This window comes from Microcoleus sp. PH2017_34_RAT_O_A (genome assembly GCF_020737885.1).
Classification (GTDB): Bacteria; Cyanobacteriota; Cyanobacteriia; order Cyanobacteriales; family Microcoleaceae; genus Microcoleus.
In genome coordinates, this window is sequence record NZ_JAEQDD010000023.1 from 48,966 (window position 1) to 65,544 (window position 16,579).

Annotated in this window: 13 protein-coding genes; 5 read left to right on the top strand and 8 right to left on the bottom strand. The window is 44.3% G+C overall.

Going from position 1 to position 16,579, the window contains the following annotated elements; translation table 11 throughout:
- Positions 1 to 68: 68 nt before the first annotated feature.
- The 3 genes from JGK11_RS10970 to JGK11_RS10980 form a co-directional block, all read right to left on the bottom strand.
- Positions 69 to 440, bottom strand: coding sequence for a DUF5615 family PIN-like protein (locus tag JGK11_RS10970; RefSeq protein WP_293177555.1), 372 nt, complete (start codon positions 438 to 440; stop codon positions 69 to 71).
- Positions 437 to 667, bottom strand: a complete 231-nt coding sequence (locus tag JGK11_RS10975) for a DUF433 domain-containing protein (protein WP_293177552.1) — start codon at positions 665 to 667, stop codon at positions 437 to 439. Before JGK11_RS10975 ends, JGK11_RS10970 begins: the two co-directional genes overlap by 4 nt.
- 81 nt (positions 668 to 748) lie before the next feature.
- The gene (locus tag JGK11_RS10980) at positions 749 to 3,670 is read right to left on the bottom strand and encodes an AAA family ATPase (protein WP_293177549.1); all 2,922 of its coding nucleotides are present in this window, start codon (positions 3,668 to 3,670) and stop codon (positions 749 to 751) included.
- Between the two features lie 384 nt (positions 3,671 to 4,054).
- Between JGK11_RS10980 and JGK11_RS10985 the strand changes: the two genes are divergently transcribed.
- The 3 genes from JGK11_RS10985 (at position 4,055) to JGK11_RS10995 (ending at position 8,991) form a co-directional block, all read left to right on the top strand.
- On the top strand, positions 4,055 to 5,470 hold the full coding sequence (locus JGK11_RS10985; protein ID WP_293177546.1) for an MBOAT family O-acyltransferase: 1,416 nt from the start codon (positions 4,055 to 4,057) through the stop codon (positions 5,468 to 5,470).
- Between the two features lie 217 nt (positions 5,471 to 5,687).
- On the top strand, positions 5,688 to 6,662 hold the full coding sequence (locus JGK11_RS10990) for a DUF459 domain-containing protein (protein WP_293211642.1): 975 nt from the start codon (positions 5,688 to 5,690) through the stop codon (positions 6,660 to 6,662).
- A 556-nt stretch (positions 6,663 to 7,218) separates the two neighbouring features.
- Complete coding sequence (locus tag JGK11_RS10995; RefSeq protein WP_293177537.1) at positions 7,219 to 8,991, top strand: hypothetical protein; 1,773 nt, start codon at positions 7,219 to 7,221, stop codon at positions 8,989 to 8,991.
- 328 nt (positions 8,992 to 9,319) lie between these two features.
- Here the strand turns inward: JGK11_RS10995 and gloA are convergent, their stop codons facing one another.
- The 4 genes from gloA to JGK11_RS11015 all read right to left on the bottom strand — a co-directional run bounded on the left by gloA (position 9,320) and on the right by JGK11_RS11015 (position 13,056).
- Entirely contained in the window at positions 9,320 to 9,748 is a 429-nt protein-coding gene (gene gloA / locus JGK11_RS11000) for a lactoylglutathione lyase (RefSeq protein ID WP_293211645.1), read from the bottom strand.
- A 197-nt stretch (positions 9,749 to 9,945) separates the two neighbouring features.
- A complete protein-coding gene (locus JGK11_RS11005) occupies positions 9,946 to 10,173 on the bottom strand; it encodes a hypothetical protein (protein WP_293177530.1) in 228 nt (75 codons plus the stop codon).
- A 19-nt stretch (positions 10,174 to 10,192) separates the two neighbouring features.
- Entirely contained in the window at positions 10,193 to 12,442 is a 2,250-nt protein-coding gene (locus tag JGK11_RS11010; RefSeq protein ID WP_293211648.1) for a heavy metal translocating P-type ATPase, read from the bottom strand.
- A gap of 419 nt (positions 12,443 to 12,861) precedes the next feature.
- Positions 12,862 to 13,056, bottom strand: coding sequence for a heavy-metal-associated domain-containing protein (locus JGK11_RS11015; protein WP_293177525.1), 195 nt, complete (start codon positions 13,054 to 13,056; stop codon positions 12,862 to 12,864).
- A gap of 503 nt (positions 13,057 to 13,559) precedes the next feature.
- On the opposite strand from JGK11_RS11015, the gene JGK11_RS11020 reads away from it, so the two are divergent.
- Together JGK11_RS11020 and JGK11_RS11025 are read left to right on the top strand one after the other, a co-directional pair.
- Positions 13,560 to 14,279, top strand: coding sequence for a DUF305 domain-containing protein (locus JGK11_RS11020; protein ID WP_293177523.1), 720 nt, complete (start codon positions 13,560 to 13,562; stop codon positions 14,277 to 14,279).
- Between the two features lie 311 nt (positions 14,280 to 14,590).
- Positions 14,591 to 15,172: an HAD family hydrolase gene (locus JGK11_RS11025; RefSeq protein WP_293197712.1), complete on the top strand. Its 582-nt coding sequence runs from the start codon at positions 14,591 to 14,593 to the stop codon at positions 15,170 to 15,172.
- Positions 15,173 to 15,346: 174 nt separating this feature from the next.
- On the opposite strand, the gene JGK11_RS11030 is transcribed toward JGK11_RS11025, so the two are convergent.
- On the bottom strand, positions 15,347 to 16,576 hold the full coding sequence (locus JGK11_RS11030; protein ID WP_293211651.1) for an ATP-binding protein: 1,230 nt from the start codon (positions 16,574 to 16,576) through the stop codon (positions 15,347 to 15,349).
- Positions 16,577 to 16,579: the final 3 nt, after the last annotated feature.

A 16,579-nucleotide genomic window follows, 5' to 3' on the forward strand; every position in this document is an offset into this window, starting at 1 on the left:
TTTTGAATAACAGGCTTTCTGGCCTGTTCCACAAGCAGATTTATTTTTGTAGAACAGGCCATAAATAATTATCGAAGTGTAATCGGCAAAATTCTCACCCTAGAGCGCGTTTCATCCACAGAAATGAACGCCCCCGACTCAATTTGTGGCTCAAATTGATGTAACACTTCCACAATCAAACTCTCTATATTAGCAGGCAGCACGTCTTGAATACGCACTTGAATGACACTGGGAGCATCAGCTTGGGTTGCGGCCAGCAGTGCGCCAAAATCTAAATCATGAGTGAATACGGCATAGTCATTTACTCGCGCCCATTCCATAATAACGCGATCTGTGGCACGAGGATCGCCGACTGTAGACCAATGAAGAGACTCTATTCCGTATTTAGTAAATACGACAGTCCACTCAGGTGACAGGTTCATATCAATCAAAATTTTCACGCTATTTTGAGAGGAATTTCTACTTCTTCAACTCGCCACGCTGCATAGGCAAGCGCTTCATATATATCTGCTTCTTCCAGGTAGGGATAAGCCTGCAAAATGCCTGACGGTGAGTGTCCCGATGCCATCAGTCCGACTATCGTGCCAACAGTGACTCGCAAGCCGCGAATGCAGGGTTTTCCTCCCATTACTTCTGGATTCAGAGTGATTCTAGTTAGTTGTTTCATGATTTTAAACTACCAGGCTTTCTGGGAAACAAGAAGATTTCTTTTTTGTGGAACAGGCCGGAAAGCCTGTTCCTAACACAACTACAAACTGTTACCTACCAACGCGGGGAGAGAGTCTTTTTTACGAAACTGCAAATGGTTATTTACGCAGTCGATCGCAATTGTATCGCCTTCAACAAACGCATTTTCGAGAATCTTGTTAGCTAGCGGGTTTTCCAACTCCCGCTGGATAGCGCGTTTCAGGGGACGAGCGCCATAAACTGGGTCGTAACCGACATCTGTGATATGGTTTTTTGCAGCATCGGACAGTTCCAAGGTGATTTTCTGTTCCGCCAACAGCCGCTCGATCCGCTTGACTTGAATGGTGACGATTTGCCGCAGTTCCGTCTTGCTCAAAGTGTGGAACAAAATTGTCTCGTCCACCCGCTGAAGAAACTCCGGCCGGAAGTGCGATCGCAAAGCAGTCATCACCCGTTTTAACATTTGTTCGTACTCTTGGTCTGTCTCCCGTTCTTGAGTCGGTAAATCTTCACTTTCACTATTGTCTTTTTCACTCTTGTCTGAGATATCGACTCGCTGGGCAGATACCTCGACAGTGCCATCATCAGCAACTTTATAATCAGTCTTGGGAATTGACACCTCCTTCGGTTCCTGCTTCCTAGCAGCAGGTTTTTTGGTAGTTTTTCCCTTCTTAGCAAACACTTCTAAAATGTGGTCGCTGCCGATATTGCTTGTCATCACAATGACGGTATTCTTAAAGTCAACCACTCGACCTTGAGAATCGGTAATTCTGCCGTCATCCAACACTTGCAGCAAAATGTTAAAAATATCAGGGTGCGCCTTTTCCACTTCGTCAAATAGCACCACCGAATAAGGGCGTCTCCGCACTGCTTCCGAAAGTTGTCCCCCTTCATCGTAACCGACGTATCCGGGGGGAGCTCCTACCAACCGGGAGACATTTTGCTTCTCCATATATTCCGACATATCGATGCGGATAATCGCATCATCGCTGTCAAACAAAAACTCCGCCAACGCCCGCGCTAACTCGGTTTTACCGACGCCTGTGGGGCCCATGAACAAGAAAGAGCCGATCGGTCTACCGGGATCTTTCATCCCCGCCCGCGCCCGCCGAATCGCCGCAGCAACCGCCGTTACAGCCTCTTCTTGACCGATAACTTTCTTGTGCAAATGGCTTTCCAATTGCAGCAATTTTTGGCGTTCCGATTCCAACAACCGATTGACCGGAATTCCCGTCCATTTAGCAACAATTTCCGCAATATCGCCCTCAGTAACTTTTTCCCGCAGCAGGGAAGAACCTTGAGCTTGTTGTTTCAAAAGTTCGGCTTCCTTGGCTTCGCGATCGCGCACCGCAGTCTCCAATTTACCGTACTTCAACTGCGCCGCTTTATTCAAATCGTAAGCTCTTTCTGCTTGTTCGATTTGGACTCGCAACTGGTCTTCTTCTGCTTTCAATTTATTGATTGCATCCAACAACTGCTTTTCGCCCAACCACTGAGAAGACAGTTTTTCCTGCTTGACTTTTAAAATGTCAATCTCCGATGTGATGCGTTCGATGCGGGGGCCGATTCCCGGGGATAGAGCGCCTTTACCCTCACCTTCGATCGACAATTTTTCCATTTCCAACTGCATCACCCGGCGGTCAATCCCTTCCAATTCCACGGGTTTGGAGGTAATCTCCATTTTCAAATGGGCGGCCGCTTCGTCTACAAGGTCGATCGCCTTATCCGGCAAAAAGCGATCGGAAATATAGCGAAAAGACAGAGTAGCAGCAGCAACCAGCGCCGAATCGGTAATTTTTACCCCGTGGTGGCGTTCGTAACGGTCTTTCAATCCGCGTAAAATTGAAACAGTATCTTCCACAGTCGGTTCCCCGACAAATACTTGTTGAAAGCGGCGTTCCAGTGCCGGATCTTTTTCAATATTTTTGCGGAATTCATCGAGAGTTGTAGCGCCGATACAGCGCAATTCACCTCTGGCTAACATTGGTTTCAACAAATTTCCGGCATCCATTCCCGAACCGGAACTTCCGCCGCCGCCAGTGCCAACAACCGTGTGCAATTCATCAATAAATAGGACAATTTGCCCGTCGGAATCGATAACTTCTCGCAGCACAGAACGCAATCGTTCTTCAAATTCGCCCCGGAATTTTGCCCCAGCAATTAAACTGCCCATATCGAGGCTGAATAGTTGGCGATTTTTCAAAGATTCCGGTACATCGCCGTTGACAATGCGCTGGGCTAAACCTTCGGCGATCGCAGTTTTTCCGACTCCGGGATCGCCAATTAACACTGGATTGTTTTTCTGACGGCGGGAAAGAACTTGCACGACGCGGCGGATTTCCTCGTCGCGGCCGATTACTGGGTCGAGTTTGCCTGCTTTTGCCGCTTCTGTCAAATCGCGCCCGTATTTAGTGAGGGCGTCGGAGTTGGCGTCAGAATTTTGGTTTTGACTTTGACTTTGACTTTGGGTTTGCTTTTGATCTTTGACTTTGGTAGTAGCACGAATTGATTTGATTGCTTCTTCGAGTTTCGCGCGATCGATCGTACCGGGGGCCGGTTTGCGATCGTATCCGGGGCGGCCCGGCGGCCCGTCGCCCTTAGTCAGCAATCGCCTACCAACTCGTTCATCTTCTAGCAAGCCTATTAATAAATGTTCAACGGCGATAAAATTATCTTGCCAAGCCTGTCTGGCAGACTCAGCAGCATCTAACATCACTTCTAAGCCGCGGCCGAGGTATAGTTGGTCAGCGTTGGCAACTCTCGGCTGTCGTTTGGCAAAAGCATCTAACTGTTGCGCCAAGCGGGGGACATCGACTCCGGCCTTGCTGAGAATGCTGTTTGCTAGGGCTTGCTGTTCTAGAATGGCGATCGCTAAATGTTCAACCTCTAGCTGCTGATTGGCAAAGCGGCGGGCTACATCCTGGGATTTGACTATGGCTTCCCAGGCTTGATCTGTAAATTTGCTAGGGTCTGTTGGCTGCACGTTGGTTCCTCGCAATCAAGGGGATTCCTGTTGTTATCCGTTCATACATGGTCTCACAACTATCTTAATCTTGAAACACGATTGTTAATCTATGAGTGCGGTTAACGAGCGCCGAAGTTGCAACACAATTGACTGCTTGTACAAGCTTACAGTCCGCAATCCACCGCAAAAATTTGTGTGGTACGACCGGATCGGGCGATCGAACTTATGAAAATATACAGGTTCTCCATTGCCTACAATACTGTACAGACACGGCACTGCCGCCTCATAATTATGTCTTGGTTCGATCGTTCGGACTTTAGTCCGCATCAATTGCTGCGGACTAAAGTCCGAACGATCAAACCTCTTTGTTGCTCTACTAAAAATTTTACTTTATTGACATCTATGTTATTTCCTACTTACCAATTTTTAGTATTTTTCCTAATTATTTTTAGCGCCATCCTCTCCTTAAAGCCCAAAGTTGATTTGTATAAAATTGTCTTGCTAATTTCCAGTTTATTATTTTATTCTTTTTGGAGCTTAGACTTTCTCGGACTCCTGATTTTAAGTACAGTATACAATTATATCATTCTCCGAGCAGTCGATCGCGGCAAACAGCCAAAACTTGCCTTCATCTTCGGCATAATTGTCAACATTGTCAATCTCGGCATCTTTAAATATTGCAACTTCTTTGTAACCTCCTTATTTGAGGTACTAAACCAGCTCAAAATTCCCGCCAATTTTCAAATATTACAAATAATCGCCCCCGTCGGCATATCATTCTACACATTTAGAATAATTTCTCATTTAATCGACTGCTACCAACAAAAAATTTCCTGTCCTAAATTTATAGACTACGCCACATACATTACCTACTTTCCCCAAATTGCCTCCGGCCCAATCTCCCGCCCTGACGAATTTTACTCGCAGTTAAATTCACCGAAAAAATACGACTATAAAATCGAAGAAGTTATCGTTTTAATTTTGTCTGGACTCTTCAAAAAATATACTTTAGCGAGCTTTTTGTTTAATTTCACTCAACTACCATTCAAAGTCCCCCAGCAGTACAGCAGCATAGATTTAATCCTCGCGGCAATTTCCTATTCTTGTTTGATTTACGTAGATTTCAGCGGCTACTCGGATTTAGCTAACGGCATCTCTTGCTTGTTGGGTTTCAAACCGATCGCCAATTTCAATATGCCATACCGATCGCTCAGCCTGCAAGAATTTTGGAAAAGGTGGCACATCAGTCTTTCGGAGTGGTTGAGGGATTACCTTTACTTTCCCTTAGGTGGCAATAAATACGGCAAATTGCGGAAGTACGTAAATTTACTGATAACAATGGCGATCGGCGGATTTTGGCACGGCGCAGGATTAAACTTTATTTTCTGGGGAACAATCCACGGTTTAGGACTGATTGTCAACCATCTATGTAAAGATATTCCCCAAGCTATCCATCTCAAATTAGACTACGCCTTTCCGAGATTTGCCAAATTTTGCAGTTGGTTGTTAACCTTTACCTTTGTTACCTGTAGCTGGGTATTTTTCGGCACACCCAACTGGAAAACTGCGATCGGGTTTTTTCAAGGAATCTTTCGTTTTTCTGCTGCAACTGTTCAATTCAACTTTTGGCAATTGTATCTAGTAATTGCAGTCATTGGCGCAATCAACCTGTGGGGCGAGATCATTTCCCAAGTATTGCAAACAATATTGTCATTAAACAACCTATTCTTTCGGGTTGTCTTAGTTTCCCTGCTCGTGTATGCTATCTTAATGCTAGGCCCAAGTACCGTCCCACCTTTTATTTACTTTAACTTCTAATAAACAAGTATAGCCTTTCGAGTTCTCATATGAGGTACTCATGGGCATAGGGCATAGGGCATAGGGCATAGGGCATAGGACATAGGGCATAGGGCATAGGGCATACCTGGCTTTTTTGAGAACCGCTATATAAATCACAAAAAAGACTTTTTTTTATCTTATTACGTTCTTTCTCCTTCCTTTATGATGACAAATAACAAATAACAAATAACTTCTTATGAAAGACCGAGAAATTTTGTTGATAGTTACCTCTGTAATTCTCACCTTAATATTTTCCAACTTATCCTTATTTGTGAAAAGCTTTTCTTCAACTCCTTTAGCCAGTACCGAAATCAAACAAGCAGCGCGCCAGATCGAAATAGACGGCTTCAGGAAATCCGAACAAGATTTTTGGAGCAAAATCAAAGATATTAACTTCGATAGTATTTCCAAAAACCCCGACAAAATTCCGGTCAAAACCGCAACAAAATCGGCAGTCATCCTCCCAAAGCCTGCCAAGAAACCCACTCCATCCAAACCAAAACTAACCGTAGCTTATCGCAAATTTTTATTTATTGGAGATTCCGTAATGTTCGATTTAGGAACTCAACTCCAGTACACTCTTAAAGAAAAATACAATATCTCAAATACCAAAATCGACTACAAAGTATCGAGCGGATTAAATCGGATAGATTATTATGACTGGTACGCCAGAACCAGTGAAATGATCCAGGATTACGGGCCAGATGTAGTGATAATTTTGTTCGGAGGTAATGACACTCAAGATATCACCGATAACCAAGGAAAATATCGGGCTATTCTGACCCCAGAATGGCAAAAAGCTTATCAAGCAAGAGTAGATAAATATGCCAAATTACTTGGCTCTTCCACCGTAAAAAAAGTGTATTGGATAGGTCAATCGATATCTAACAAATCTTCGTATCTCAAAGCTTTCCCCATCATGAACGACATCTATAAAAATGCCAGCAAGTCTTCATCAAAAATAGAATTTATTTCTACTTGGGATGCTTTTGCTGAAGCAGGGAATTTTGTCCCCGTAGTTGCTGACAAATCCGGCAAGCGAGGTTATGTAAAAATTAATGATGGCGTGCACTTTACCTCCCACGGAGCTCAAATTATCAGCGACGTAATCGTTGACAAAATGGCGAAGGACAAAATTTTAAAACTCCCGAAAAAGAAAGAAGCATCCTAGGTTGATTCGAGTCAAAAAAAATAGCCTGCAAATTAGACATCTTATCGGATTCGTGTAAAATTATATACTGAGGATCGCGAATTAAATAATTTACACATATTTGTGGGATGGGCGGGAGAGCCCGTCCCGAAAAGACGGGCGGGACGCCCATCCCACAAGAATAATAAAAATTGTAAGTTATTTAATTCTCATTCCTTAGTCGCCGACAGATATTTGCCTTGCTCAACCCGGTTGCTACGGAAAATATCGGTTTTATTAACCATACGGTTGAGTTAATACTGTCGAGCCTTCGGAGATCCTCGCATCGCCCTGATAGTTAGGAGACTTGAAGAACTCTTTTATTCCCCTTATTCAGGGATAGGGGGTATCAGCCTTCACTGAACTCGATCGCATGAAAGCAACCAACCAGAAATATACTCGTGAAATTTGATACCCAGCTTACCTATGTGTCAACTGCGTTCGGGACTAATATTGACAAAAAGCAGCAGTAGATGTAGAGTTGCATTCAGCATCGGACAACGACGTTAAGATCTAGCAATTGTCATGGCGACAAATTATGACAAGCAATCTCTGGAAACTCGATCGCACTAGCATCCCTGAGTCAATGGAGTGCAGCGACACAGCGCTCATCTTCAGTCTCACCAAATATACTCAACCTTGGGAAAGAATAAACACCGTTGAAGGCATCTTGCAACAATGCGGAATCGCTCCTTTTGCTGAAGTTCTGGACGTACCCAAAAGCGGAATATTAGGGCAAGATATACCAGAATCCGCTAGAAAACCGCATCCAAATTTGCTGTTTCGGGCTTTGGCAATTCAAGCATTGGGCAAGGTGCGAGAGGGTATTATATCAAGTGAGGAACCTGTATCAAGTGATTTTAGCGAAAATAAGCTAGCGGTGTTGGAACAGGAAGCGCTAGGGGGAGCGACTCCTTTAATTCGGTGGTGTGCTGCTGTTAGCATTCAGTCAATTTTGTTGGATGAATGGCAAGCACAAGGCAAGGAATCTGCTGGCCATGTCACAATTAATGCAGCAGAAATTGAGCAGCGGGTTGTAGAAGAGCAAATTAAACTGTTAGCCAGCAATAAATTTGCTTTGAACGACAACAGCAGAATGGACAGCGGTAAGGAATATGAGAATTGTCTCGATTTTTGGGTCTACGGCCCTAGCTGGCTGCTGCTGGGTGTGTTAATGGATTGCGAGGAATATCTGTTTTGGGTCGATCGCGTATTTCCTGCGATCGCAGTTACGGATGATGGGTACAAATTTCATGCCGAAAAGGATGCAGCCATCACCAACTTTTTGGATGTGGCGAAAAATAATTTTAAGGAGTGGGAATTCTCCCAAATAGTTGCCAAAGTTTTTGAGTTTCTGCACCACCCGGAGGCGGCGATCAAAAATCGAGCGGCAATTATGTTAGAACCTTACCAAGATCGGCTAGACCGAAAATCGGCGCAAATTATGACAGCGCTCCTATATAAATTTCATGTAGAACATCAGTCTTTAGAATCTCTGACCATTCCCGAAATTGAGGAGTGCAAAGCGTCACTGTATCTAGATAAAAAGGAAATTGACGGCGTGTATTCTGAGGCTGTGTCGCTGTGCGACGATGATATCGCAATGGCAAATTTCTTGTCAGATAAACAGAGGGAATACCAAAATGCTGTAGACGAGCATATTCACAATTTGAGCAAGTTAGTTAAGTCGATCCTAGATTGTCAGAGCTTGTTAGATGCGAATAGGGAACTTTTGTATTTGACAGTAGAGCGGCTGCAAGAATGGGATCAGACCCTTGGTAATAAACTGGCTGAACACCGCAGGAAACTCCAAAACGTGAGTGTTGACAAAAGCACGTCCGAGCAGTGCATAAACCTCGACAACGATTTGAATTTAATCAGAGATTCTTTGCAGTCTACTTTGTATGAAGTCACATCAAAAATTAACAGCAAAATTAGAGATTTAGAACTTTCGGCGTCCAAAAATAACAAGACTGCAACACAGATGTTTAAGTGGACGTGGCTATTGTTAGGAGTGTGGTTTTCAATAGGGCTAGTTTTGTATTTATCCGATGCAGTGATTAACTCGATATTGACCGTCAACTACTACCAAAGTGAATTTCTAGTCTATTGGACTATGTTTTTTATTGTGATGGTGGTATTTTTGTTAGTATTAGCTATATTCTTTGCGACGCTCGCTGCCTTAGACAAGCGCCGAGAATCTAAATTAATTCCTAAATTTGACAGTTTAAGCCAAATAGGGAACAGTTTTTCTATTTTGTGGCAAAAGAGTTACTTGCAGCAATTTGTACCGTCAGTGCGATCGAATTAAAAGTGTGGAAAACCCCTTCGCATTCTGTCAGTAGCAGGGCGGTTTTATTGTCGTCAGACAAATTAGGTACGTAGTTGCGCTTCAGCGCTCTTGGGTACGTAGTTGCGCTTCAGCGCTCAAATTAGGTACGTAGTTGCGCTTCAGCGCTCTTCCCTAATATTATAAAGAGCGCTGAAGCGCAACTACGTACCTTGGCCGGTGCGAGCCGCTCTTTGAAAGCAGACTTGAATTGCCAAAGTTATTTTAATCAAATTGTGGGACAGGCTAGAAGCCCATCCCACAAGAAAAAACAATTGTGGGATGGGCTTCTAGCCTGTCCTAGCGAAGACTAAGATGCAGTCGCCGCAGTTAGTTTCTGACTGCTGCTACCTTGATTTTTCAGTTGAATTAATTCAACTTTATATCCATCTGGATCTTGGACAAAAGCGATGACTGTTGAACCGTGCTTCATCGGGCCGGGTTCGCGAATAACTTTGCCGCCGCGGGCTTTAATTGCTTCGCAAGTACCGTAAATGTCGTCAACGCCGATCGCAATATGACCGTAAGCATCACCCAAATTGTACTCGGCGACGCCCCAGTTGTAAGTTAATTCCAAAACTGTAGTGTCGGATTCGTCGCCGTAGCCCACAAAAGCCAGAGTAAATTTACCGTCTGGATAGTCCTTTTGTCGCAGCAATCTCATCCCCAGAACCTCGGTGTAAAATTTGAGGGACTCTTCCAGGTTTCCGACTCGGAGCATCGTGTGTAGTAGTTGCATTTAGCTCACTCCAAATTTTTTAAGCTTTCTTAATTTTACCGAGTTCTTGGTGGAAAAAACCGCAACGGCCAAATTTACTTTGTTTTAGGTAAATCCACCTAATAAAACGTAAAATACGGCTCGCTAAAAAGCTTGCTGTGTATCTCTTCTTCCTTCTTCCTTCTTCCTTCTTCCTTCTTCCTTCTTCCTTCTTCCTTCTAAGCTTGATTTTTACTGAACAAAAACCACCATAATTCTAAACCAATTAAGCTCAATCCGCCTGCTGTTATGCCAATTTTTAAACTTATCGGTTGTTCTATTTGCCGAAATTGAGCAGTTGAATTTGCAGGATGAGTTGATATTTGATTGGCTCGAACTCCCGATGCAAGTCCGAGCATAATTCCTAAACCTGCGAGACTTCCTAAAACTTGACGCTGGCTAAACATTTCTCAAATCCCTCTTAAATTATGCAATAACTTTCACTTTAAAATTCCGCAACCGCAAAGCATTAGTCACTACCGAAAGCGAACTAAAAGCCATTGCTGCACCAGCGATAATCGGATTGAGCAACCAGCCAAAAATCGGGTACAAAATGCCAGCGGCGATCGGGATACCCGCGATGTTGTAAATAAAGGCAAAAAACAGATTTTCGCGGATGTTCCGCATCGTGGCGCGGGAAAGTTGAATTGCTGTAACTATGCCTTGCAAATCGCCGGAAATTAAGGTAATGTCGCTGGCTGCGATCGCCACATCTGTGCCGGTACCGATCGCAATTCCCACATCCGAAGCGGCCAAAGCAGGAGCATCGTTAATCCCGTCTCCCACCATCGCTACAATTTTGCCTTCTCCTTGCAGCGCTTGGATTTGAGCGGCTTTTTGGTCGGGTCTAACTTCGGCAAAAATCCGAGTAATTCCTACCGATTGGGCGATCGACTCCGCAGTCGCGCGGTTATCCCCAGTCAGCATGGCCACCTCCAAACCGAGTTTTTGCAGCGCTTTCACCGATCGCGCCGACGAAGGTTTCAGAGCATCCGCAATGGCCAGAATTGCCTCAATTTTGCCCTCTACAGCCATCCAAACCACCGTTTTGCTCGCAGCTTCAAAAGCTCGCGCGCGCAGCTCCAGATATTCAGTATCGCAGCCTAGTTCCTGCATCCACCTGAGGCTTCCCAGGGCGATCGACTTTCCCCCCGAAACCCCTCGCACGCCGCTCCCCACCACAGCCTCAAAATCCTGAATATTTGTCAACTTCACCTCTTGAGATTGAGCGTATCTAACCACAGCTTCCCCTACAGGATGCTCCGAATTTCGCTCTACAGACGCCGCCAATTGCAGCAACTTTAACTCATTGCTCTGGGCCGTTCCTTTAATTGTCACAAAATCAGTAACAGTCGGCTTACCTTCCGTAAGCGTTCCAGTTTTATCTAACACAATAATTTGAATTTTGTGAGCCAATTCTAAACTATCGGCTCCTTTAATTAAAATCCCATTTTCTGCACCTTTACCCGTGCCAACCATCACAGCAGTCGGAGTCGCCAAACCCAAAGCACAGGGACAGGCAATAATCAGCACTTCCACCATTGTCACCGTCGCCAAAGTGAAGTTACCCATCGCGTTAAACCAAATAATAAAAGTAGCTAAAGCGATGGCAATTACTACAGGAACAAACCAGCCCGTCACTTGGTCTGCTAACTTTTGAATCGGTGCTTTTGAAGCTTGGGCATCCTGCACCATCTTGACAATTTGAGCTAAAAATGTATCTTTGCCAACTCTGGTAGCGCGAAACCGAAAGCTGCCTGTTTTGTTAATTGTCGCTCCAATAACTTCATCGCCAAGTTGTTTTTTAACAGCCAAACTTTCCCCCGTAACCATTGCTTCATCTACCGTCGAAGCACCTTCAATCACTTCTCCGTCAACGGGGATTTGCTCGCCCGGACGCACCTGCACAATGTCACCAATTGCCACTTGGGCGATGGGTACTTCTAACTCTTCTCCGTTGCGAACGATCCGAGCAGTTTTTGCTTGCAAACCCATGAGTTTGCGAATTGCTTCCGAAGTCTCTCCCTTCGCTCTATTTTCGAGGTTTTTTCCCAACAAAATTAACGCTATCACGCTGGTGGCAACTTCGTAGTAAACGCTAGGATTCAAACCTTGCGAGGTAAATAAACCGGGCAAAAATGTCACAAATACCGAATAAAAGTAAGCAGCACTTGTCCCCAAAGCAATCAGGGTATCCATTGTGGCGACGCGCCGTTTTAACGATTTCCAAGCCCCCACATAAAACGATTTACCGCACCAAAACTGTACTGGTGATGTCAGCACTAATTGCAACCAAAAATTGTGCAGCCATGCGGGAATGAATGGCAGGTGCCAGCCTGTCATGGTTGGAATGCCGCCCAAAACCAGTATAATGCTGATGCTGCCTGCGATCCAGAGTTTTCGCTGCAAGTTTTGAGATGCGGATTTGCGATCGGCTTTTTCTGCATCATCCTCTGCCATTTCTTGCAGCGGTAAAGCTTCGTATCCCGCCGCATCAACAGCTTCTTGAATGATTGTTAAGTTGGTTTGCTTGGAGTCATATTGGATGGTTGCTTGTTCCATGCCAAAATTGACGCTGCACCCAATTACGCCGGGGACAGATTTAATTGCTTGTTCGATAGAGGAAGCACAAGCAGCACAACTCATGCCCCGCAATTTAAGTGTGAGATTGTCCATAAATGCCCTCCTAAATTAGAAAATGAGCTTCTGGGTTCAAATAATCCCAAAAAACGGGTGCATCTGGGTTTGGCGAATACATCCGTAGGGGCGAAGCATGACCGCAGAAAATATGGGATGATAACTGATAATTTATATGCGGTCATGCTTCGCCCTCTTCAAAAACCAGATGCACCCCAAAAAACGGATACAAGCGGCCGCAGGGCTGTAGTAGAGAATCAAAAAAATGAGACTCTTATTCAATCTCCCAGATTCATCTGTAGAGTAATATTATGTCCTGTAAATTACCATAATAAAAACGGTTTGTAGTGAGGACTTCAGTCCTCATAATTCAGAGGACTGAAGTCCTCACTACAAACAAATCTTATCATGGTCGTTCTCTGCGGACATGATATAAATCTAAAATCTAAAATCTAAAATCAACTGGCTGGATAGCCAGCAGATGCGATCGCTTTTCTAACTTCACTTTCCGGCTTAGCCGTTTGAATCGCGACCAATTTTGTCTTGATATCTGCCTCAACAGCAGCGCCTGAGTCAATAGCTTGGACTGCTTTTGTGATTGTATTCACACAAGCCGAACAAGCCATTTTGGGAATTTTTAGCTCTAAAGTCATAATTGTGGAACCTCAGCAGAAACTACTTTGCTTCGGGTGCAGCGACCTGTGCAAGGCAAATATGTTTGTAGGGGCGAAGCATGACCGCAGTGAAAATAAGATTATAACTAATAACTTGTATGCGGTCATGCTTCGCCCTCTTCAAAAGTGAAATGCACCCGAAGCTTCATAGATGAATTAACTCCATTGTAAAGTCTCCAGTTAGCAGGAGAGTCAAGGGGAAATTCCAAATTAATTATTAAGTTTTACTGAAACTCATCCTTTATCTAACTGGCACGGCAAGATTTATTTACCAGAAAGAATCGGTTGAAAGCCCCAAGCTTTTTTGGGAGAAATTAAAATCAGACTATTCATTACTCCAATCCTCTTCCTTCTAGGTAAAGGTCGCTGTCAACTGTCAACTGTCAACTGTCAACTGACAACTTCGACTCAAGAATTTCATGCCAATTTCATTTATATGTGAGAAACTGAATAAACCTGGGAGTTTTAAGGATATAAAATCTATGAAACCAATTTCATTAAAAACAGGCTTGGCAGCGCTAATCTTGACCGCCACAGCCACCGCAACCAGCGGAATTCTAGCAGCTTGTTCAAAATCTCCTACCAGCCCAACTCAAGCCCCAAATGTTACCGCAACAACCCAAGCGAACAACAAGCAAGACGCGGCACAAAGTGGCGGCATGGGTGGTATGAATCATGGCATGAATCACAATATGTCAATGGATTTAGGCCCGGCTGATGCCGACTACGATTTGCGATTTATTGATGGCATGACAGTACACCATCAAGGTGCTGTAAACATGGCGAAAGAGGTGCTCAACAAGTCAAAGCGCCCGGAAATGAAAAAACTAGCTAATAACATTATTGCCGCTCAAAACCGCGAAATCAATCAAATGAAAGAGTGGCGAAAAACTTGGTATGCCAAAGCCGACAGTACGCCAATGGCTTATCACGCTCAAATGAATCACATGATGCCAATGACTCCCGAACAAATGCAAGCCATGATGATGAGCATGGATTTAGGAGCGGCTGATGCTGAATTTGACCTCCGATTTCTGAATGCGATGATTCCCCACCACGAAGGAGCTTTAGTGATGGCTGAAGATGCGTTGCAGAAGTCGAAACGGCCGGAAATGAAGAAATTATCTCAAGAGATTCTGACTTCGCAAAAGCAAGAGATTGAGCAAATGAAACAGTGGCGCCAAGCTTGGTACAAAAAGTAGTGACGGGGCGGATAAATTAATTGCAATAGACTTCTTGCAAAAATAGTTAGGACGCTGCTCTGAGCAACCTCCCAAAAAAATCTTTTTTCTTGTGGGATGGGCTTCTAGCCCGTCCCAAAATTTGATTAAAAGGACTTTTGTAATCTTGTCTAATATCTGTAGATACTGTCTTGATTTTTTAGGGTAGCTAGAGTATAATTGGAGTCGCACGGTTTTGGGGTTTTATAAATCCAAAAAGCCTTCGATCCCGAATTATTTGAGCGCTACTCCTTGACAGTTCCAGACAGTATCTACAATCCGATCGCAATTCTATGAAACGAGCAGTATTTCTCGACCGCGATGGCGTTCTCAATATCGAAGCTGGCTACATTCACAAACTAGAAGATTTGCATTTAATCCCCGGCATAGCTGAAGCTGTACGCCGTTTAAATGACAGACAAATATTTTGCTGTTTGGTTTCCAATCAATCGGGGCCGGCGAGGGGTTATTATCCTGTGGCCCACGTTGAAGCTTTGCACAAACGCCTGTGTTTGTTACTAGAAAATGAAGCCGGAGCGAGGTTAGATGCTCTTTATTATTGTCCTTACTTGAGTGCAGCAGAAGGCGGAACAAATCCAGAATTTACGCGATATACGACTTGGCGAAAACCGAATACGGGGATGTTGGTAGCGGCGGCTTGGGAACACGATTTGGATTTGGCGAATAGTTTTATGGTGGGGGATAAAGCGACGGATGTCGATATGGCTCACAATGCCGGTTGTACTGGTATTTTGGTGCAGACTGGTTACGGGGAAAGCGTGTTGAGTGGGGAGTATCAGCACCATACTAAACCTGATTTTATTGCTGCAAATTTAGCTGCGGGGGTTGAGTGGATTTTGCAACATTTTGATTAGTGGCATCGGAATTGATATTACCCACAGCGGTGGGTGAGCACAGTTGAACCACGTCTGACACGGCAGTGCCGTGTCCCTACAATAAATGCTTGCGATGGTTACATCTCTCATCAAGGGTTCATGATTATTTTGGGGTAGGGAAACGGCATTGCCGTGTCCTCCGTTACCTGGCATTTAAGTCTTTGACAATTCAGTTTTAGAGGAAAGAGCTACGTAAGGAAGGGCGACTGTAAAGGTAGTACCAACGCCGATTTGGCTTTCGCAGGCGATCGCACCTCCTTGCAAATCCACAGCTTTTTTAACAATCGTCAATCCCAAACCGTTACCTTTAATCTTTCCACTATTCTTGCAACGGTAAAACATTTCAAATATTTTCCCTACTTCGGTTTCTGGGATGCCCATACCTTCGTCTCGGATGCGAATAATTAGTAAAGGAGAGTTAATATTTTTAAATGGGGAATTGGCAAACAAAGACTGAGTAGACAAGCAGAAAATAGCTTCTTTGTCTCCCTCGCCTGGTTGACGGCATTCCAATTCTAAGGTTATTTGCCCGCCGTCGGGAGAATATTTTATGGCGTTGACGATTAAGTTAGAAATAATGCCGTGCAGCAATTGTTGATCTAACATCGCGCTGGTAACGGCAGACGGGCTGAATCTTAGTTTGTGTTTGGCTTCATGTCCTAACTGCAATTGATCCAGCAAATCTTGACAAAATTCGAGTAAATTTATCGGTAATGGATTGCATTTGAGTCTCCCTGCTTCTGCTCGGCCCATGAACAGCATATCCTCGATTAGCTGGTTCATCTTTTGGGTAGCTGAGTGCACTAGGCGCAGGGTTTTGACTTGAGATTCGTCACTGCTGCGAGTGCGATCGAGTTCTAGGAGCTCGGCAGAGATTAAAATCGTGTTCAGCGGGTTCCGCAATTCGTGGGCAGCCATTGATATATACTGGTTTTGGCGGTGCGCTTTTTCTTCCACCGACTCTCTGGCTGCTTCCGAAGCTTTGAGAGCTGCTCGCATTTTGGTTTCGATTTCGTGCCTGTGGAGCGCAATCTCGATCGCCACCCGCAAATCATTTTGTTGAAATGGTTTGATAATGTAGCCGAATGGATCTGTAATTTTCGCTCTTTGCATCGTTTTATCGTCGGCATAAGCTGTTAAAAATACTGTCGGTATATCTATCTTATTTCTAATTTTTTCTGCGGCTGTCACGCCGTCCATCTCACCTTTAAGCACGATATCCATCAGCACTAAATCTGGCGGACTTTCGTCTACTTTTTCTAGAGCTTCTTCTCCTGAAGCAACAATAGCTGTTACTGCATAACCCAGCTTTTTTAATCTGCCTGCTATGTCCTGAGCTACAATTATTTCATCTTCTACTACCAATATTTTTATAGGATTCATATT

Coding starts and splice junctions, on each gene's coding strand:
- JGK11_RS10975 (WP_293177552.1), bottom strand. CDS start 667: ATGAAACAACTAACTAGAATCACTCTGAATCCAGAAGTAATGGGAGGA.
- JGK11_RS10985 (WP_293177546.1), top strand. CDS start 4,055: ATGTTATTTCCTACTTACCAATTTTTAGTATTTTTCCTAATTATTTTT.
- JGK11_RS10990 (WP_293211642.1), top strand. CDS start 5,688: ATGAAAGACCGAGAAATTTTGTTGATAGTTACCTCTGTAATTCTCACC.
- JGK11_RS10995 (WP_293177537.1), top strand. CDS start 7,219: ATGACAAGCAATCTCTGGAAACTCGATCGCACTAGCATCCCTGAGTCA.
- gloA (WP_293211645.1), bottom strand. CDS start 9,748: ATGCAACTACTACACACGATGCTCCGAGTCGGAAACCTGGAAGAGTCC.
- JGK11_RS11005 (WP_293177530.1), bottom strand. CDS start 10,173: ATGTTTAGCCAGCGTCAAGTTTTAGGAAGTCTCGCAGGTTTAGGAATT.
- JGK11_RS11010 (WP_293211648.1), bottom strand. CDS start 12,442: ATGGACAATCTCACACTTAAATTGCGGGGCATGAGTTGTGCTGCTTGT.
- JGK11_RS11015 (WP_293177525.1), bottom strand. CDS start 13,056: ATGACTTTAGAGCTAAAAATTCCCAAAATGGCTTGTTCGGCTTGTGTG.
- JGK11_RS11020 (WP_293177523.1), top strand. CDS start 13,560: ATGAAACCAATTTCATTAAAAACAGGCTTGGCAGCGCTAATCTTGACC.
- JGK11_RS11025 (WP_293197712.1), top strand. CDS start 14,591: ATGAAACGAGCAGTATTTCTCGACCGCGATGGCGTTCTCAATATCGAA.
- JGK11_RS11030 (WP_293211651.1), bottom strand. CDS start 16,576: ATGAATCCTATAAAAATATTGGTAGTAGAAGATGAAATAATTGTAGCT.